Annotated in this window: 18 protein-coding genes and 1 tRNA gene; 11 read left to right on the forward strand and 8 right to left on the reverse strand. The window is 74.2% G+C overall.

Annotation, left to right across the window (positions count from 1 at the left end; genetic code table 11):
- Positions 1 to 4 precede the first annotated feature (4 nt).
- From ZF1_RS09540 to ZF1_RS09550, 3 genes are all read left to right on the forward strand, one after another.
- Positions 5 to 1051 carry an XdhC family protein gene (locus ZF1_RS09540; RefSeq protein ID WP_482637017.1) on the forward strand — a complete coding sequence of 349 codons (1047 nt, stop codon included), beginning with the start codon at positions 5 to 7 and terminating at the stop codon, positions 1049 to 1051.
- Between the two features lie 89 nt (positions 1052 to 1140).
- Positions 1141 to 1758: a YdcF family protein gene (locus ZF1_RS09545; RefSeq protein ID WP_062404469.1), complete on the forward strand. Its 618-nt coding sequence runs from the start codon at positions 1141 to 1143 to the stop codon at positions 1756 to 1758.
- Positions 1755 to 3053, forward strand: coding sequence for a deoxyguanosinetriphosphate triphosphohydrolase (locus ZF1_RS09550; protein ID WP_482637018.1), 1299 nt, complete (start codon positions 1755 to 1757; stop codon positions 3051 to 3053). Before ZF1_RS09545 ends, ZF1_RS09550 begins: the two co-directional genes overlap by 4 nt.
- A 69-nt stretch (positions 3054 to 3122) precedes the next feature.
- Here the strand turns inward: ZF1_RS09550 and ZF1_RS09555 are convergent, their stop codons facing one another.
- The 3 genes from ZF1_RS09555 to ZF1_RS09565 form a co-directional block, all read right to left on the reverse strand.
- A complete protein-coding gene (locus ZF1_RS09555) occupies positions 3123 to 3905 on the reverse strand; it encodes an HNH endonuclease family protein (RefSeq protein WP_482637019.1) in 783 nt (260 codons plus the stop codon).
- A 264-nt stretch (positions 3906 to 4169) separates the two neighbouring features.
- Positions 4170 to 4616: an Hsp20/alpha crystallin family protein gene (locus ZF1_RS09560; RefSeq protein WP_337830078.1), complete on the reverse strand. Its 447-nt coding sequence runs from the start codon at positions 4614 to 4616 to the stop codon at positions 4170 to 4172.
- 128 nt (positions 4617 to 4744) lie between these two features.
- Positions 4745 to 5110 carry a helix-turn-helix domain-containing protein gene (locus ZF1_RS09565; protein ID WP_482637020.1) on the reverse strand — a complete coding sequence of 122 codons (366 nt, stop codon included), beginning with the start codon at positions 5108 to 5110 and terminating at the stop codon, positions 4745 to 4747.
- 142 nt (positions 5111 to 5252) lie between these two features.
- Between ZF1_RS09565 and ZF1_RS09570 the strand changes: the two genes are divergently transcribed.
- The 5 genes from ZF1_RS09570 (at position 5253) to ZF1_RS09590 (ending at position 9847) form a co-directional block, all read left to right on the forward strand.
- Complete coding sequence (locus ZF1_RS09570; RefSeq protein ID WP_482637021.1) at positions 5253 to 5636, forward strand: STAS domain-containing protein; 384 nt, start codon at positions 5253 to 5255, stop codon at positions 5634 to 5636.
- Between the two features lie 69 nt (positions 5637 to 5705).
- Positions 5706 to 6689 (forward strand): DMT family transporter, encoded by a 984-nt coding sequence (locus ZF1_RS09575; RefSeq protein ID WP_482637022.1) that lies wholly within the window; start codon positions 5706 to 5708, stop codon positions 6687 to 6689.
- Between the two features lie 10 nt (positions 6690 to 6699).
- Positions 6700 to 8568, forward strand: coding sequence for a DNA primase (gene dnaG / locus ZF1_RS09580; protein ID WP_405418342.1), 1869 nt, complete (start codon positions 6700 to 6702; stop codon positions 8566 to 8568).
- Complete coding sequence (locus ZF1_RS09585) at positions 8565 to 9077, forward strand: hypothetical protein (RefSeq protein ID WP_482637023.1); 513 nt, start codon at positions 8565 to 8567, stop codon at positions 9075 to 9077. Before dnaG ends, ZF1_RS09585 begins: the two co-directional genes overlap by 4 nt.
- Complete coding sequence (locus ZF1_RS09590; RefSeq protein ID WP_482637024.1) at positions 9074 to 9847, forward strand: trans-aconitate 2-methyltransferase; 774 nt, start codon at positions 9074 to 9076, stop codon at positions 9845 to 9847. Before ZF1_RS09585 ends, ZF1_RS09590 begins: the two co-directional genes overlap by 4 nt.
- A 48-nt stretch (positions 9848 to 9895) precedes the next feature.
- Here ZF1_RS09590 and ZF1_RS09595 read toward each other — a convergent pair whose 3' ends face one another.
- Positions 9896 to 10093 (reverse strand): hypothetical protein, encoded by a 198-nt coding sequence (locus tag ZF1_RS09595; RefSeq protein WP_405418337.1) that lies wholly within the window; start codon positions 10091 to 10093, stop codon positions 9896 to 9898.
- Between the two features lie 174 nt (positions 10094 to 10267).
- Between ZF1_RS09595 and ZF1_RS09600 the strand changes: the two genes are divergently transcribed.
- Positions 10268 to 10339, forward strand: a tRNA-Asn gene (locus ZF1_RS09600).
- A 199-nt stretch (positions 10340 to 10538) separates the two neighbouring features.
- Here ZF1_RS09600 and ZF1_RS09605 read toward each other — a convergent pair.
- Positions 10539 to 11186: a class I SAM-dependent methyltransferase gene (locus ZF1_RS09605; protein ID WP_405418310.1), complete on the reverse strand. Its 648-nt coding sequence runs from the start codon at positions 11184 to 11186 to the stop codon at positions 10539 to 10541.
- A 484-nt stretch (positions 11187 to 11670) separates the two neighbouring features.
- Here ZF1_RS09605 and ZF1_RS09610 point away from each other — a divergent pair, with 484 nt between their 5' ends.
- Positions 11671 to 12048, forward strand: coding sequence for a hypothetical protein (locus ZF1_RS09610; protein ID WP_482637025.1), 378 nt, complete (start codon positions 11671 to 11673; stop codon positions 12046 to 12048).
- A 5-nt stretch (positions 12049 to 12053) separates the two neighbouring features.
- On the opposite strand, the gene ZF1_RS09615 is transcribed toward ZF1_RS09610, so the two are convergent.
- Together ZF1_RS09615 and ZF1_RS09620 are read right to left on the reverse strand one after the other, a co-directional pair.
- Complete coding sequence (locus ZF1_RS09615) at positions 12054 to 12242, reverse strand: hypothetical protein (protein WP_476654271.1); 189 nt, start codon at positions 12240 to 12242, stop codon at positions 12054 to 12056.
- Between the two features lie 36 nt (positions 12243 to 12278).
- A complete protein-coding gene (locus ZF1_RS09620) occupies positions 12279 to 12887 on the reverse strand; it encodes a TetR/AcrR family transcriptional regulator (RefSeq protein ID WP_482638689.1) in 609 nt (202 codons plus the stop codon).
- Positions 12888 to 12964: 77 nt separating this feature from the next.
- Here ZF1_RS09620 and ZF1_RS09625 point away from each other — a divergent pair, with 77 nt between their 5' ends.
- Positions 12965 to 14176, forward strand: a complete 1212-nt coding sequence (locus tag ZF1_RS09625) for a cytochrome P450 family protein (protein ID WP_178375466.1) — start codon at positions 12965 to 12967, stop codon at positions 14174 to 14176.
- Positions 14177 to 14188: 12 nt separating this feature from the next.
- Here the strand turns inward: ZF1_RS09625 and ZF1_RS09630 are convergent, their stop codons facing one another.
- On the reverse strand, positions 14189 to 15031 hold the full coding sequence (locus ZF1_RS09630; protein ID WP_482637026.1) for a helix-turn-helix transcriptional regulator: 843 nt from the start codon (positions 15029 to 15031) through the stop codon (positions 14189 to 14191).
- Positions 15032 to 15107: the final 76 nt, after the last annotated feature.

The following is a 15107-nucleotide window of genomic DNA, read 5'->3' on the forward strand; positions in this document are numbered from 1 at the left end:
TACCGTGAGCACCTCGGCGACCTCCTCCGCGGCACGGCCACCGGCCGACCCCCGTCGTGACCTGGGCGCGGCCCTGCGCCGCTGGGCGGTGACCGGCGGCCCGGGGATCGGCGTCGTCCGGGTGCTCGACCGGCACGGATTCGGCTCCGTCGAGTCCGGCCAGCTGGTCGCGGGCACCACCGACGGCGAGATCGGCGGCCTGCTCTACCTCGGCGCCCTCGACGACTCCGCGCACCCGCTCGCCGCCGAGGCGGCGTCCGGGACGGCCACGGTGCGCGAGGCGCACGTCGGGGAGTCCTCCGCGGTCGCGGCCGGGCTCGCCTGCGCCGGTGGGGCGACGCTGCTCGCCCACCCGCTGCCCGCTGCTCCCGCCGCCGCGCTGGGGGAGGCGCTGGAGGCCGGTCGGCCCGCCGCGCTGCTGTCGGTCGTGGACACCGGCGCGGCCCTCGTGCTGACCGGGCCCGGTCTGGAGGAGTCCACCGGTGACCTCGGCCGGGTCACCGCCGCGGCGGCCGAGCAGGCCCGCGCCCTGCTGCGCCGCGGCGCCACGGCCACCGAGCGGCTCGACGTCGACGGCACCGCGGTCCTGGTCGACCTGCTGGTGCCGGTCCCGTCGGTGCTGGTCGTCGGGGAGGGTGCGCTCGGGGCCGCCCTGCACGCCCAGGCGGGCCTGCTCGGCTGGAGCGCCCGCACCGTCACCACCGTCGACGACGCGCGCGCCGCGGTCGCCGCCTTCACCGAGGCCGACGTGCTGGTGCTGCTCGACCACGACCCGGCCTTCGACGCGGCCCTGCTCGACGGCCTCGCCCACGGCCGCGGGTTCCTCGGGGCGCTCGGGTCGCGGCGCACACAGGCCGCGCGCCGCGAGCGGCTGCTCGCCGCCGGGGTCACCGAGGACGCCCTGGCCGCGGTCCACGGGCCGGTCGGTCTCGACCTCGGTGCCCGCACCCCGGCCGAGACCGCGGTGTCGATCGTCGCCCAGGTCGTGGCGCTGCGCGCCGGGCGCTCGGCGTCGGCGCTCGCCTCCTCCGCCGGTCGGATCGGCGGATGACCGGCACGTCGTCGCGGCGCGGGCTCGGCGGCGCACCGCCGGAGCCCGGTCCGGACCGGCGCACCGTGCGCCGCCCGGTGCGGACCGGCATGACCTGGGGCGCGCGGCTGCTCGTCGGCGGGCTGGTCATGCTCGTCGCGGTGGTCGGGGTGACCGCGCTGCGGGTCTGGCAGGTCGCCCGGGTGGACGACCAGCGCCCCAGTGACGCGGTCGTCGTGCTCGGCGCCGCCCAGTACAACGGCGAGCCCAGCGCGGTGCTGGCCAACCGTCTCAAGCACGCCGAACAGCTGTGGCGCGACGGCGTGGCCCCGCGGATCGTCACCGTCGGCGGCGGGCGGACGGGGGACCGCTACACCGAGGCCGAGGCCAGCCGGGACTGGCTGATCGAGCAGGGCGTGCCGTCCTCGGCGGTCGAGGCCGTGCCCGAGGGCGCGGACACGCTCGGCAGCCTGCAGGCGGTCGCGGCGACCGCGCGGCAGCAGGGCTGGTCCTCGGCGCTGCTGGTGTCCGACCCGTGGCACAGCCTGCGGGCCCGCACCATGGCCCGCGACGCCGGGCTGAAGGCCTACACCTCCCCGACCCGCAGCGGCCCGATCGTGCAGACCCGTGAGACGCAGCTGCGCTACATCTACCGCGAGACCGGTGCCCTGTTGTTCTACGAGCTGACGCACGCCTCGGTCGACACCGCGAGCAGCGGTCTGGGATGAGCGTCCAGCACGCCCCGGCCGATCCGGGTTACACCGCCGCCGACGCCGAGCGCCGCCACCCCGAGGCCCCGAAGGGGTCCGGGCTGGGGGAGCGCGGCCGCGTCGAGCGGCGCAGCCCCTACTCCCGGGACCGGGCCCGGGTGCTGCACTGCGCGGCGCTGCGCCGGCTCGCGGGCAAGACCCAGGTGGTCGGGCCGGGGGAGGGCGCCGAGGTCAGCGGCATCCCGCGGACCCGGCTGACGCACTCGCTGGAGGTCGCCCAGATCGGCCGCGGCGTCGCCGAGGAGCTGGGGCTCGACCCGGACGTCGTCGACGCCGCCGGGCTCGCCCACGACATCGGCCACCCGCCGTTCGGGCACAACGGCGAGCGGGCGCTCGACGTCGCGGGTGCGGAGTGCGGCGGGTTCGAGGGCAACGCCCAGACCCTGCGCATCCTGACCCGCCTGGAGCCGAAGGCCCGCTCCGGCGACGGTCTCGTCCCCGGTGGGCTCAACCTGACCCGGGCGACGCTGGACGCCGCCACCAAGTACCCGTGGGCGCGCCGCGGCGCGGAGCGCAAGTTCGGCGCCTACGCCGACGACCTGCCCGCCCTGGAGTGGCTGCGCGCCGGGGCCCGGCCGGGGGTGCGGAGCATGGAGGCCCAGGTCATGGACTGGGCCGACGACGTGGCCTACTCGGTGCACGACGTCGAGGACGCGGTGCACGCCGGCCGCATGGACCTGGCCGTGCTGTCCTCGCCCGCCGAGCGCGCGGCGCTCGCGGTGGAGGCGTCGCTGCGCTTCGGCGAGGACGAGGGCGCCTGCGCCGAGGCCGCCGCCCGGCTCGACGCGCTGCCGGTGGTCCGCGCGGTCCGCGGGTTCGACGCCGCCACCGCCGCGGGCGACGACCTGGTCGCGATGAAGCGGATGACCTCCGAGCTGGTGGGCCGGTTCGCGCTGGCCGCCACCGACGCGACCCTGGACACCTACGGCGACGCACCGCTGGCCCGGCACCGCGCCGACCTGGTGGTCCCGGTCGTCGCGGCGGCGGAGGTCGTGGTGCTCAAGGCGCTGGCCACCCGCTACGTGATGAGCGACCCGCGGCGGCTGGAGATGCAGTCCCGCCAGCGCGACCTGCTGCACGACCTCGTCGCGGCGTTGTGCGCCCGGGGGCCCGACGCCCTGGACCCGGCCCGCGCGGAGGACTGGGCGGCCGCCCCCGACGACCGGGCGCGGCTGCGCGTCGTGATCGACCAGGTCGCGACGCTGACCGACCCGCAGGCGCACGCCTGGCACCGCACGCTCTGCCGGCCCTGAGACCACACCGGCCCCGGGACGCCGACGGCCCCGCCGGCCGGTCGGACGGCGGGGCCGGGTCGGCAGAGGTCAGCGCAGGGTGATCGCGGGCTTCGCCGCGTCGGCCTCGCTGGTCACGGCGCGGGTCGGGCAGGTCCCGAGGACCCTGTTGATCGCGTCGCGCTCGGCGCCGGTCACCCACAGCTTGTACTTCTTCTTCACCGCGACCTGCCGCGCGACGTAGGCGCAGCGGTAGCGGCTGTCCGGCGGGAGCCAGGTCGCGGCGTCGCCGTCGCTCTTGCGGCCGTTGGTCGGGCCGTCGACCGCGATCAGGTTCAGCGGGTCGTTCCCGATCTTCTCCCGGGTGGCCGCGTCGAGCTGCTGGGCGCCCTTCTGCCAGGCGTCGGACAGCGCGACGACGTGGTCGATCTGCACCTTCTCGCTGGTGCCCTGGCCGCGGGTGAACGCGATGGTGGTGCCGGTGTAGGAGTCGCGCAGCGACCCGGTGAGCACGACGCAGTTGTGCGTGCCGGCCTTGAACGTCTCGCGGTCCATGTCCCGGGCGAGGACCTGGTTGCGCTGGTCGCAGCCGTCGCGGTCGATGTCGGCCCAGGTGCGCCCGAACTGCTGGCGGTTGTAGCCGGTCTTCGGCGCCCGGCCCTTCACGGCCAGCGTCTTCAGCGTCGTCGACGCGCTGCCCGCGGCCGCGCCCTCCACGGTGCCGGGCGTCGCCGGCGCCGCGACACCGACGTCGACGACGCCGGTGTCGAGTGCCGCGTCCAGCACGTCCACGAACGACCCGGGGGATCCGCACCCGGCCATCACCAGCATCGTCGCGAGCAACCCGGCGACCCGCACACCTCGAACACGCACACCGGAGATGTTCGCGAATGCGAACGCCGGAACCACGTCAACACGCCGCGTGTTCGTCACTCAGGGTGAAGAGACTTGCCAGGAAGGGGCCGGTCCGTGCACAGGGTCGGGCCGTCGGTGGGTCCGTGATCACGCTCACCGACCTGCGGTCCATCACTGCCGGGGTGGAACCCGAGCACGCCCGGGCTACGCGTGCTCGTCGCGACGGCGTCGCCGACCGGCCCGCCGCCGGGCCCGGTACGCGGCCGGGCCCGGCGGCGGAGGTCAGGCGTTGATCGCCGGCCGGTCGGAGTCGTGCCCGGACTGCACGGCGATCGTCCGCGGCTTGGCCGCCTCGGCGACGGGGATGCGGATGCGCAGCACCCCGGCGTCGTACGACGCGTGGATGGCGGACGTGTCGAGGTTGTCGCCGAGGAGCAGCTGACGGGCGAACACGCCGTAGGCACGCTCGGAGGCGACCCACTCGACCTGGTCGGTGGTCCCGGTGTGGGTGGGCCGGCGTTCCGCCTTGACCGTCAGGGTGCTGCGCTCGACGGAGAGTTCGACGGCGTCCGGGTCGATGCCGGGCAGGTCGAACTCCACGACGAACTCGTCACCGTGACGCCAGGCGTCCATCGGCATCGCCGCCGGGCGCGACCAGGTGCCGCCGGACTCGAACGCCTGCGTGGCGAGCCGGTCCAGGGCCCGGAACGGGTCGGTACGCAGCAGCATCGTGAACCACTCCCTTCCAGCCGTGCCGGTCCGCGACCGGCCGGCTGTCTCCTCGTCGTCCTTCGTCGGGTCGGTACTCCGGAGAGGAGCTCCGGATATCTCTAGTTATAGCTAGAGATTTTCGGCTGTCAAGGGATCGGGCGGTCGGTGTTGCCGAGCTCGGTCTGCAGCTGCGCGAGCTCCGTGCGGAGACGCTCGATCTCGCGGTGCGCGGCGCCGAGGCGGTCCTCGCTGTCGGCGAGCTCCCCGCGCAGCCGGTCGATCCACGACGCCGACCCCAGCGGGTGTCCCTCGTCCAGCAGGGTGCGCAGGCGGGCGGCCTGCTCCAGCTGGTTGCGCGAGTAGCGGCGGTGCCCGCCCGCGGAGCGGAGCGGATTCACCACGCCCGCGCTGTCCAGGCTGCGCAGGAAGGCGGGCTCGACCTCCAGCAGGTGCGCGGCCTGGCCCATCGCGACGGTCGGGTAGTCGGGGTCGTCGAGTCGGTCCAGTGCCATGGTCGGTCCTCCCTCGCGGTCCGCGGCGCACTCCCGGGCGCCCGGGCCGGTCATCCGTCGACCCCGAGTGTAGCCACTCGGTGGCGAAAATATGACCCGTGCGCTACAGATATGAGAGACGACGATCCGGGAGGAGAGCGTGATGAACGAGAGCAGGGTCCGCACCGACCGTCCCCGGGAGGACGTCCTCCGCGTCCGTGTGGAGGGCGAGCTGGACGCGGCGGCGGGCGCGTCACTGTTGCGTCAGGTCGACGCGCACCTCGCCGTCGCCGGCGCCGGGTGGGCGCCGGTGCGGCACGTCCTCGTCGACCTGGGTACCGGGGTCACCGCGCGCGGGTCGCGGGCGCTGCACCACCTGCGGTACGTGGCGCGGAACCGTGGCCTGGACGTCCGGCTGATCGGCGCCGCACGCGTCGCGCCGCGCATGGTGCCGGGCGCCCGGGCGGTCCTGCACGGGATGCGCAACCACCCGGACCTGGCCTCGGCACTCGCCGAGCTGGAGCCGCCGGCCGTCGTCGCGGCCTGACCGGACCTCGGGTGAGGCTCCCGCCACCCCGGCTTGCCCCGATCGTTAGCACTGCGATGGAGTGAGGGCGTGACCTCCTCGCGTTGGCTCGTCCCGGTGCTGGCCGTGCTCTTCGTCCCGCTGTGGGCGTCCGGCTTCATCGCGGGCAAGATCGCGACCGGGTCGACCGACGTGCCCGCGGTCCTGCTCTGGCGGTTCGTGATCGCGCTGGTCGTGATGCTCGCCGCGGTCGCGGTACTGCGACCGGGCCTGCCGCGCGGCCGGGCCTGGCTGCACCTCGCGGTCACCGCGTTGCTGCTGCAGGTCGGGCAGTTCACCTTCGTCTACAGCGGGCTCGCCTCGGGCGTCCCCGCCGGGCTCTCGAGCCTCATCCTCGGGATGGCGCCGCTGCTGGTCGGGCTGCTCACCCCGTTGCTGCTGTCCACCCGTCTGGGCGTCGGACCGGTGCTGGGCCTGCTGATCGGCGCCACCGGCGTCTACGTCGTGCTGGCCGACGACCTCGGCGCCGGTCTCGGCGGCAACCTCGTCTTCCCGGTGCTGGGCATGCTGTCGCTGGCGGCAGGCACGCTCTACCAGAAGCGGTTCAACGACAGCACGCCCGTGGTGACCAGCGTCGTGGTCCAGATGGCGACCTCGCTGGTCGCGACCCTGGCCGCCTGGCCGTTCCTCGGTGCGGACTGGCTGCCCCGCGCGCCGTCGGGCTGGGCGGCCGTGGCCTTCCTGGGAGTCGTGAACTCGGCGGGCGCCTTCGTGCTGATGTTCGTGCTGCTGCGACGCCGCTCGACGGTATTCGTGTCGTCGCTGCTCAACCTGGTCCCGGCGACGACGGCGCTGGTCGCCGTGCCCGTGCTCGGCGAGCCGCTCACCGTGCAGGCGCTGCTGGGCCTGGGCATCGCCCTGGTCGGCATGTTCGTCGGGCTGGGCCGGGTGCCCGGCCTGCGCGGCCGCCGGGTGGTCGCCGACACGGCCGTCGCCGCCCCGTCCGGTCGGCCCGACGGACACACCGTCGCACCGGCGGCGGGCGGACCGGGGCGCCGGGCCACAGGCGCCTAGACTGGCCCGCGTGGCAGGACGGATCCGGGACGCCGACATCACCGAGGTCCGCAACCGCACGCGGGTCGAGGAGATCGTCGAGGAGTACGTGGCCCTCCGCCGCGCCGGGGCGGGCTCGCTGAAGGGCCTGTGTCCGTTCCACGACGAGAAGTCCCCGTCGTTCACCGTCCGCCCCTCGCACGGCACGTTCCACTGCTTCGGCTGCGGCGAGCACGGCAGCGTCATCGACTTCGTCATGAAGATGGAGGTCATCGGGTTCCCCGAGGCCGTCGAGCGGCTCGCCGAGCGGTGCGGGGTCCGGCTGACCTACGAGGGCGGCGGGTCCTCGGTGCAGCGCGACCGCGGCACCCGCAGCCGCCTGCTGGAGATCAACAAGAAGGCCCAGGCGTTCTACGCGGAGCAGCTGGCCACCCCCGCCGGACGCGCGGGGATGCAGTTCCTCGCCGACCGCGGCTTCGACGCCGCCGCCGCCGAGAAGTTCGGCTGCGGCTACGCCCCGGCCGGCTGGGACACCGTCACCAAGCACCTGCTGTCCCAGGGGTTCGCGCTCGACGAGCTGATCAAGGCCGGCATCTCCAAGGAGGGCAGACGCGGTGCGATCGACCGGTTCCACCGGCGTCTGCTGTGGCCGATCCGCGACCTGGGCGGCGACGTCGTCGGCTTCGGCGCGCGCCGGCTGTTCGACGACGACGGCATCGAGGCCAAGTACCTCAACACCTCCGAGACGCCGGTCTACCGCAAGACCCACGTGCTGTTCGGCCTCGACCAGGCCAAGCGGGAGATCGCGAAGACCCGGCAGGTGGTCGTCGTCGAGGGCTACACCGACGTCATGGCGATGCACCTGGCCGGGGTGACCACGGCGGTCGCGTCCTGTGGGACGGCGTTCGGCACCGAGCACGTCTCGGTCATCCGCCGGCTGATCGGCGACGACTCCTTCGACCGCGGGGAGGTCATCTACACCTTCGACGGCGACGCGGCCGGGCAGAGCGCCGCGATGAAGGCGTTCGAGGGCGACCAGAACTTCGCCGCGCAGACCTTCGTCGCCGTCGCCCCGGACGGCCAGGACCCCTGCGACCTGCGCAACAACCACGGCGATGCCGCCGTGAAGGACCTCGTCGCCCGGCGCGAGCCGCTGTTCGAGTTCGCCATCCGCACCGAGCTGCGCAGCCACGACCTCGCCAGCGCCGAGGGCCGGGTCGCGGCGCTGCAGCGGACCGTCCCCCTGGTCGCGCAGATCAAGCGGGAGGACCTGCGCGACGAGTACGCGCGGCGGCTGGCCGGCTGGGTCGGCTGGGACGACATCGCCGTCGTCGTGCGACGGGTGCGCGAGAGCGCCGGGGTGCCGCCCGAGGGGGGCCGCTCCCGGCGTCGCGCCCCGCTGCCCGCCCCGAGACGTGACGACACCCAGCTGCACCTGCAGCGCGAGGCGCTCAAGGCGGCCCTGCAGATCCCCGGCGTCGTCGGGCCCGGCTTCGACGAGCTGCCCGAGGCCGGGTTCACCCACCCGCAGCTGGCCGCGGTGCACCGGGCGATCATGGCCGCGGGCGGGGTGTGCGCCGGGCTGGACGGGTCGGACTGGCTCGACGCCGTCGTCGCCGAGGGTGCGGGCGACGACGTGAAGCGCCTGGTCAGCGAGCTGGCCGTGGAGAACCTGGAGCTCCCCAAGCGCAACACCGACGAGGTCCGCTACGTCAACGGCGTCCTCGCCGGGGTTCGGCTCGGCCTGGTCGAGCGCGAGATCGCCGACCTCAAGTCGCAGCTGCAGCGCACCAACGCCGAGACCGACCACGACGAGTACATGGACCTGTTCGGCGTGCTCGTCCCGCTGGAGCAGTACAAGATCCAGCTGCGCGAGCAGGCGTCCGGGGTCGCGTCGTGACGGGCTTCTGGGCGCGGCTGCTCGGCCGCGAGCCGGTGCCCGACGCGGTCGCCGACGCCCTCGCCGACTCCGAGGCCGTCGTCGCCACCACGCAGACCCCGGACGGGATGCTCGTGGTCACCTCGTGGGGGATCTGGCCGCCCGGTGGGGAGCGGCTGGGCTGGCACGAGATCGCGAAAGCCACCTGGGACAAGGTCAGCCTGGTCGTGACGCCGACCTCGGCCGAGCAGATCGCCCCCGGCACCGAGCTGCTCACCGACGGGCGCCCGCTGCGGTTCCGCCTCGTCGAACCGGGGAAGGTGCCGCAGGCCGTGCAGGAGCGGGTCACCCAGTCCATCCGCACCCGCAACCGCCGTGAGCTGCCCGGGGGAGGGGTCTGGGTGCTGCAGCGCCGGGTCCCCGGCCGCGACGGGCTGGTGCTGCAGGTCCGGCCCGACCCGGGCACCGACCCGGTCGCCGCCCGGAGGCTGGCGGAGGGCATCGCCGCACGACTCCCGGAGGAACCGTGACCACGACCAGCTGGGACCCGGAGCTCTACCGCGCCTTCGACGACCACCGCTCGCGCCCGTTCCTGGACCTGCTGGCCCGGGTCGGGGAGCCCGACCCCGCGCTGACCCGGGTCGTCGACGCCGGCTGCGGCCCCGGCCACCTGACCGGGCTGCTCGCCCGGCGGTGGCCGACGGCGACGGTCGAGGCGTTCGACTCCTCCCCGGACATGGTCGCCGCGGCCCGCGCCGCCGGCGTCGACGCCACGCAGGTCGACGTGCGCGACTGGACCCCGCCCCGCGACACCGGGGTGCTCGTGACCAACGCGGTGCTGCAGTGGGTGCCGGAGCACCCCGACGTGCTGCGCCGCTGGGTGGCCTCGCTCGCGGCCGGCGCGTGGATCGCGGTGCAGGTCCCCGGCAACTTCGACGCCCCGTCCCACGTGCTGACCCGCGAGGTCGCGACGCTCCCGCAGTGGCGGGACCGGATTCTGCTGCGCGGCACCGAGACCGTGCTCGACCCGCTCGGCTACGCCGACATCCTGGCCGCCGCGGGCGCCGACGTCGACGCCTGGGAGACGACCTACCTGCAGCGGCTCGACGGCGACGACGCGGTCCTGCGCTGGATCTCCGGCACCGCCCTGCGCCCGGTCCGCGACGCCCTCGACGACGACGCCTACGACGCGTTCGTCCGCGAGCTCGCGCCCCGGCTGCGGGCGGCCTACCCGCCGAGCGCCGACGGCGGCACCTGGTTCCCGTTCCGCCGCGTCTTCGCGGTGGCCCGCACACGCTGACCCGCCCGTCCCGTGACCCGGGGACGGGGCACGGGACGGGGCGAGCCCTCAGTGCCCGGTGCTCGGGCCGCCGCGCACCTTGTCGAGCGCACCCTCGACACCCGCCCGCGCGACGCCCGCGGCGCCCTGCACCGCGGGGTGGTCCGCCGCCCGGTGATAGGCACGGACGAGCTGTTCGTAGCGCTCGTGACCGGCTCTGGTGCCGAGGACGTACCCGACGGCGACACCCACGAGGAATTTGACCATTCCCCTCACCTCCGACCGCGACCGTACCCGGCCCGCGGCCGTTGTCCGACCGCCACCCGGATGGGGCTCCGACCTGCGGGAACAGCGGCCGAACGGGGGGTTGCGAGAGGGCTGTCGGGGGTGTTGTAGAGTTCTTCTCGTCGCCGGGAACACCACCCGGAACGGCATGAACGGTCCTCCGTAGCTCAATGGCAGAGCACCCGACTGTTAATCGGGCGGTTATTGGTTCGAGTCCAATCGGAGGAGCATTTCCCCGAGGTCAGACCGTGACCCGGGGTGGCAACTCACGATCGACCCCCAGGAGACCCACACCGATGGGTTCCGGGGGTCGACGTCGTTCCGGCGACCTCCAGGCCCCCTCGCCCCGGTCGTGGCCAGGTGAACCCACGTCTGCCCACACGACCGCGGTGGATCGGACGCGAGAGCGGTCGGAGCCGAGCTGCGATCAGGGGCGGGTGTGCGCGAAGATCATGGCCCCCGGGACGTCCTCATCCGGCCGGATGACGAGGTGGGCGTCGATGGTGAACCCCGCGTCCCGCAGCCGGGCTGCCACCGTGCTCGGCCGGCGGTGGTGGTTCTCGATGGAGACCGGTCGACCCGTGTAGCCCTCGGACGTGTGCCGGGTCTCGTCGCCGACGTGGAAGCCGACGAGCAGCGGTGCTCGGGGTCGCAGCACTCGGTGGAACTGTCCGAACACCCCGGGTAGGGCGTGGTCGGGCACGTGGACGATCGACCAGAACGCCACGAGGCCGGCGACCGAGCCGTCGGCGAGGTCGAGGTCGAGGTCGGTCATCGTCCCCACCTCGAAGCGGAGCCCGGGGTGGTCGCGGCGTGCGATCGCGATCAGCTCGGGTGACAGGTCGATACCGAATGCGTCCACTCCGGCGTCCTGGAGGTGGCGGGTGACGTAGCCGGGGCCGCAGCCGACGTCGGCGACCGGGCCGCCACCGGCCCTGTGCACCGACTCGGCGAACAACCCGAGGCCCGCGCGCAGGTAGGGATTGTCGTCGAGCAGGCCACGGACCTTCTCGGCATATCCGGCGGCGTCGGTGTCGTACGACGAGCGGGTATCGGACAGCCAGGTGTCGGACATGGGCGACACGGTAGGCCGCTCACGAGCAGTTGTGGCGTCGTGCTGCGGACGGGAGGGCAGGAGAGGGAGTGCACCGAGACCGTCACGCGCCGGGAACCGTCGGATCTGGACGGGATCCCGGCGGACAGGGTCGTCCGCCTCGACCGTGAGATCGTCGCCGACGGTATGTGGAGCGCCGCTCGGGAACGGTTCGCCGAGGCCGGTCCGGGGACGACGCTCCGGGTGAGCGAGAACGAGTACCGGTTCAGCAGCCTGTCCATGCGACTGGCGGCGCCACTCCTGCGCGGCGTCTTCCGCCGGCAGTCACGACTGCACATGCAGGACGTCGCGGCATTCGCCGAGCGGGGGGCCGACGTCCGCGAAGCGGAGGGCCGACCGCCGCGCGCGCGAGGGTGCACGGGCCCGCCGGGGCGGTGTAACGCGGTACCGCGGCGATCCGACATCGGGACCGCAACCACCCACACCGGACGTGGAGGACCCCGCGATGTCGACGCTCGTGCTCAAGCTCGCCCAGGCGATCGGGATCGTCGTGCTCGCCGTCCTCGTCGTCGGCACGGTGATCGGCGTCCTGCAGTGGCTCGTGGTCGCCGCCGGTCTGGTCGCGCTGCCGGTGGCGGGCATCTGGTTGTACTCCCGCCTGTCCGGCCGTCCGACGGCGCGCCCCGCGCGGCGGTCGGCCCCGCGGCCCACCCGCGCCGACCGTGCGGTCACGGCCCGTCGGGCCGAGTTGGAGGGCCGGGCGGTCTACGACGCGGTGGGCCGCTGCGGGTGGTGCGGCTCGGGGACACGGCACCAGGACCGGTACGGGTTCCCGGCCACGCCCCTCGCGTTCCACCGCGGCGAGATCGACGCGATGCTGTAGCCGTCTCAGCCCACGTCGCGCGCCCGGAGCGGCGCCTCGTGCGGGTGCATCCGCTGCTCCTCCGGGGACAGTGCCAGGCTGAGGATCCGGGTCGGACGGATCCGGATGATCGCCCTCGACGCCGTCGGCTGCCCCGCCGAGTCCGGCGGCTCGGTCAGCGCCTCGCCTCGTCCGCGGACCTCGACGAACCGCACCCGCCACGGGTCGGTCGAGCTGGAGTCGGGTCGAGGTCAAGCCGCCCGCGCCCGGGCGACGGCGGCACGCGCGTCGGCCAAGGGGACCCCGAGGGTCAGCAGGTGCCCGAGGGCGACGTCGGCCTCGTCGCCGTCCCACCGCCCGTCCTCTGCGGCGTGCTGGTAGGCCATCGACCCCGCCTGCAGCACCTCGGCCAGCACCGGGGCCGTGACGTGCCGGGAGAACACACCGGCCCGCTGCCCGTTCTCCAGCAGCCGGATCATGATCGTGTGGAACGGCGCCATCGCGGCGCGGATCTCGTCGTCGGCGGTCCGGCGGGCCAGCGCGATGACCGGGCCGTAGCGGCGCGACGTGCTCCAGGTACGCAGGAGGGTGGCCGCGAGCTCCCCGGCCGGGTCGGAGGTGTCGGGGTCGACCTCGCCGACCTGCTCGACGAAGTCCGCCGACGCCGCCCGGACGAGCGCGACGACGAGGTCGTGACGGCTGGGGAAGTGGCCGTAGACGGTGCGTCGCACGACGCCGGCGCGGCTCGCGACCTCGTCGAGCGAGGCGTCCGGGTCCTCGCGCAGCACGGCCTGTGCCGCGTCGAGGATCGACCGCCGGTTGCGCTCCCTGGCCGAGAGGCGCCCCTCCATCCCATTCATCACGCGTGCAATTTTGCACGAGACGTGCAATCGTGACCAGGGAGCCCGGTGGACGAGGACAGGACGAGGAGCCGACGATGACGATCGACCACGACACCCGGCCGGTGGTGCTGGACCAGGACTTCTTCGACGATCCCGATGCGCTCTACCGGGAGCTGCGCGACGCGCGTCCCGTCGCCCGTGCGACCGGCCCGAACGGGCTGACGTTCTGGATGATCACCCGCTACGACGACGCCCGCGCCGCGCTGAACGACCCGCGGCTGCGGAAGGACTCCCGGCGGCTGCCCGAGGTGCTGCAGCGGCACGGCGCGACCTCGTTCCGCCAGTTCGCCGACTCGCTCGTCGGGCACATGCTCAACGCCGACCCACCGGACCACACCCGGCTGCGCAAGCTGGTCGGGCGGGCGTTCACCGTCCGCGCGATCGCCCGGCTGCGGCCGCGGATCGAGCAGATCGCCACCGAGCTCGCCGACGCCGCCGAGCAGGCGGGTCCCGAGCTGGACCTGCTGGACCACTTCGCGTTCCCGCTGCCGATGACGGTCATCTCCGAGATCCTCGGCGTCCCGGGGGAGCGGCGCGAGGACTTCCGGCACTGGTCGAACCTGCTGCTCTCCAGCGGCCCCGACGAGGAGCGCGCCGCGGCCGCCGCGTCGATGGCGCAGTTCCTGTCCGAGCTCGTCGCCGACAAGTCCGCCCATCCCGGCGACGACATGCTGTCCGAGATCGTCCGCGCCTCGGAGGACGGCGACTCGCTCAGCTCCACCGAGGTCACCGCGATGGCGTTCCTGCTGCTGGTCGCCGGGCACGAGACCACGGTCAACCTCATCGGCAACGGCATGCTGGCGCTGCTGCGCGACCCCGACCGGCACGCCCGGCTGCGCGCCGACCCCGACCGGGTGCCGCAGGCGGTCGAGGAGTTCCTGCGGTACGACGGACCGGTCAACCTCGCCACGATCCGCTTCACCGACGAGCCCGTCGAGTACTCCGGGGTGACGATCCCGGCCGGCGAGGTCGTGCTGGTCTCACTGATCGGGGCCAACCGCGACCCCGGGCGCTACCCGGACCCGCAGCGGTTCGACCCCGATCGCGACACCTCCGGGCACCTCGCTTTCGGCTACGGCATCCACCACTGCCTCGGCGCCCCGCTGGCCCGCCTCGAGGCCGACGTCGCGTTCCGGACGCTGCTCGCGCGGTTCCCGGACATGGCGCTCGCCGGCGCCCCCGGGCAGTACCGGGAGAGCACGCTGATCCACGCGCTCACGGCGCTCCCGGTGCGCCTGAACGCATGACCGGTACCCGGTTCAGCCCGCGCTGAACTGCTCGTTGCCGATCACCCGGAACAGTTCCAGTCGTCGTCCGGTCTCGCTGCGCGGCGCCGCGGTGAGCACGAGCAGCGCCTGGGACCGGTCCTCGGTGAACAGCGCCTGGCAGTCCACCTCCAGCTCGCCGAGCTCCGGGTGCAGCAGCGTCTTGTGGTCGGCGAACCGGCGCCCGACCTCGTGCAGCTCCCACAGGGCGGCGAACTCGGGGCTGCGCTCCGACAGCACCTCCACCAGCTCCCCGGCCCGCGACCGGGGCCCGAGCATCGCCAGTGCCGCCCGCAGCGTCGCCACCTGCGCGCGGCTCTGGCGGGGCCGGTCGTCGGGCGGGTACATGCGCCGGACGTCCGGGTCGGTGAACCAGCGGAAGACCTCGCTGCGGGCGAGCCCGGTGTGGTGGGTGTGGTCGCCGAAGAGCGCCCGGGCCATGTCGTTCTGCACGAGCGTCTCGCCGAGCACGGTCAGGATCAGGGCGGGGCTGTCGTGCAGCCGGTCCAGCACCCGCAGCAGTGCCGGGGCCACGTGCTCGGACACCGGGCCCGACACCGGCGCGTTGCGGCCCGCGCACCGGAACAGGTAGTCGCGCTCCTCGGTGCCCAGCCGCAGTGCCCGGGCCAGCGACGCCAGCATCTGCTCACTCGGCTGCGGGCCGCGCTGCTGCTCCAGCCGCGTGTAGTAGTCGGTTGACATGACCGCGAGCGTCGCGACCTCCTCGCGGCGCAGCCCCGTCGTGCGCCGGCGCGGCCCGTCGGGGAGCCCGACGTCGCCGGGGCGGAGGCCCGCGCGGTGCCGGCGCAGGAAGTCGGCCAGGGCTGCTCGGTCCACGGCATCGAGTATCCGTGGGCACCCGCCGGGCGACCAGGGACCGGCGATCCCCCGATGACCGGTCTCTGCCGTCCCG

The organism is Pseudonocardia sp. ZF1 (genome assembly GCF_056835605.1).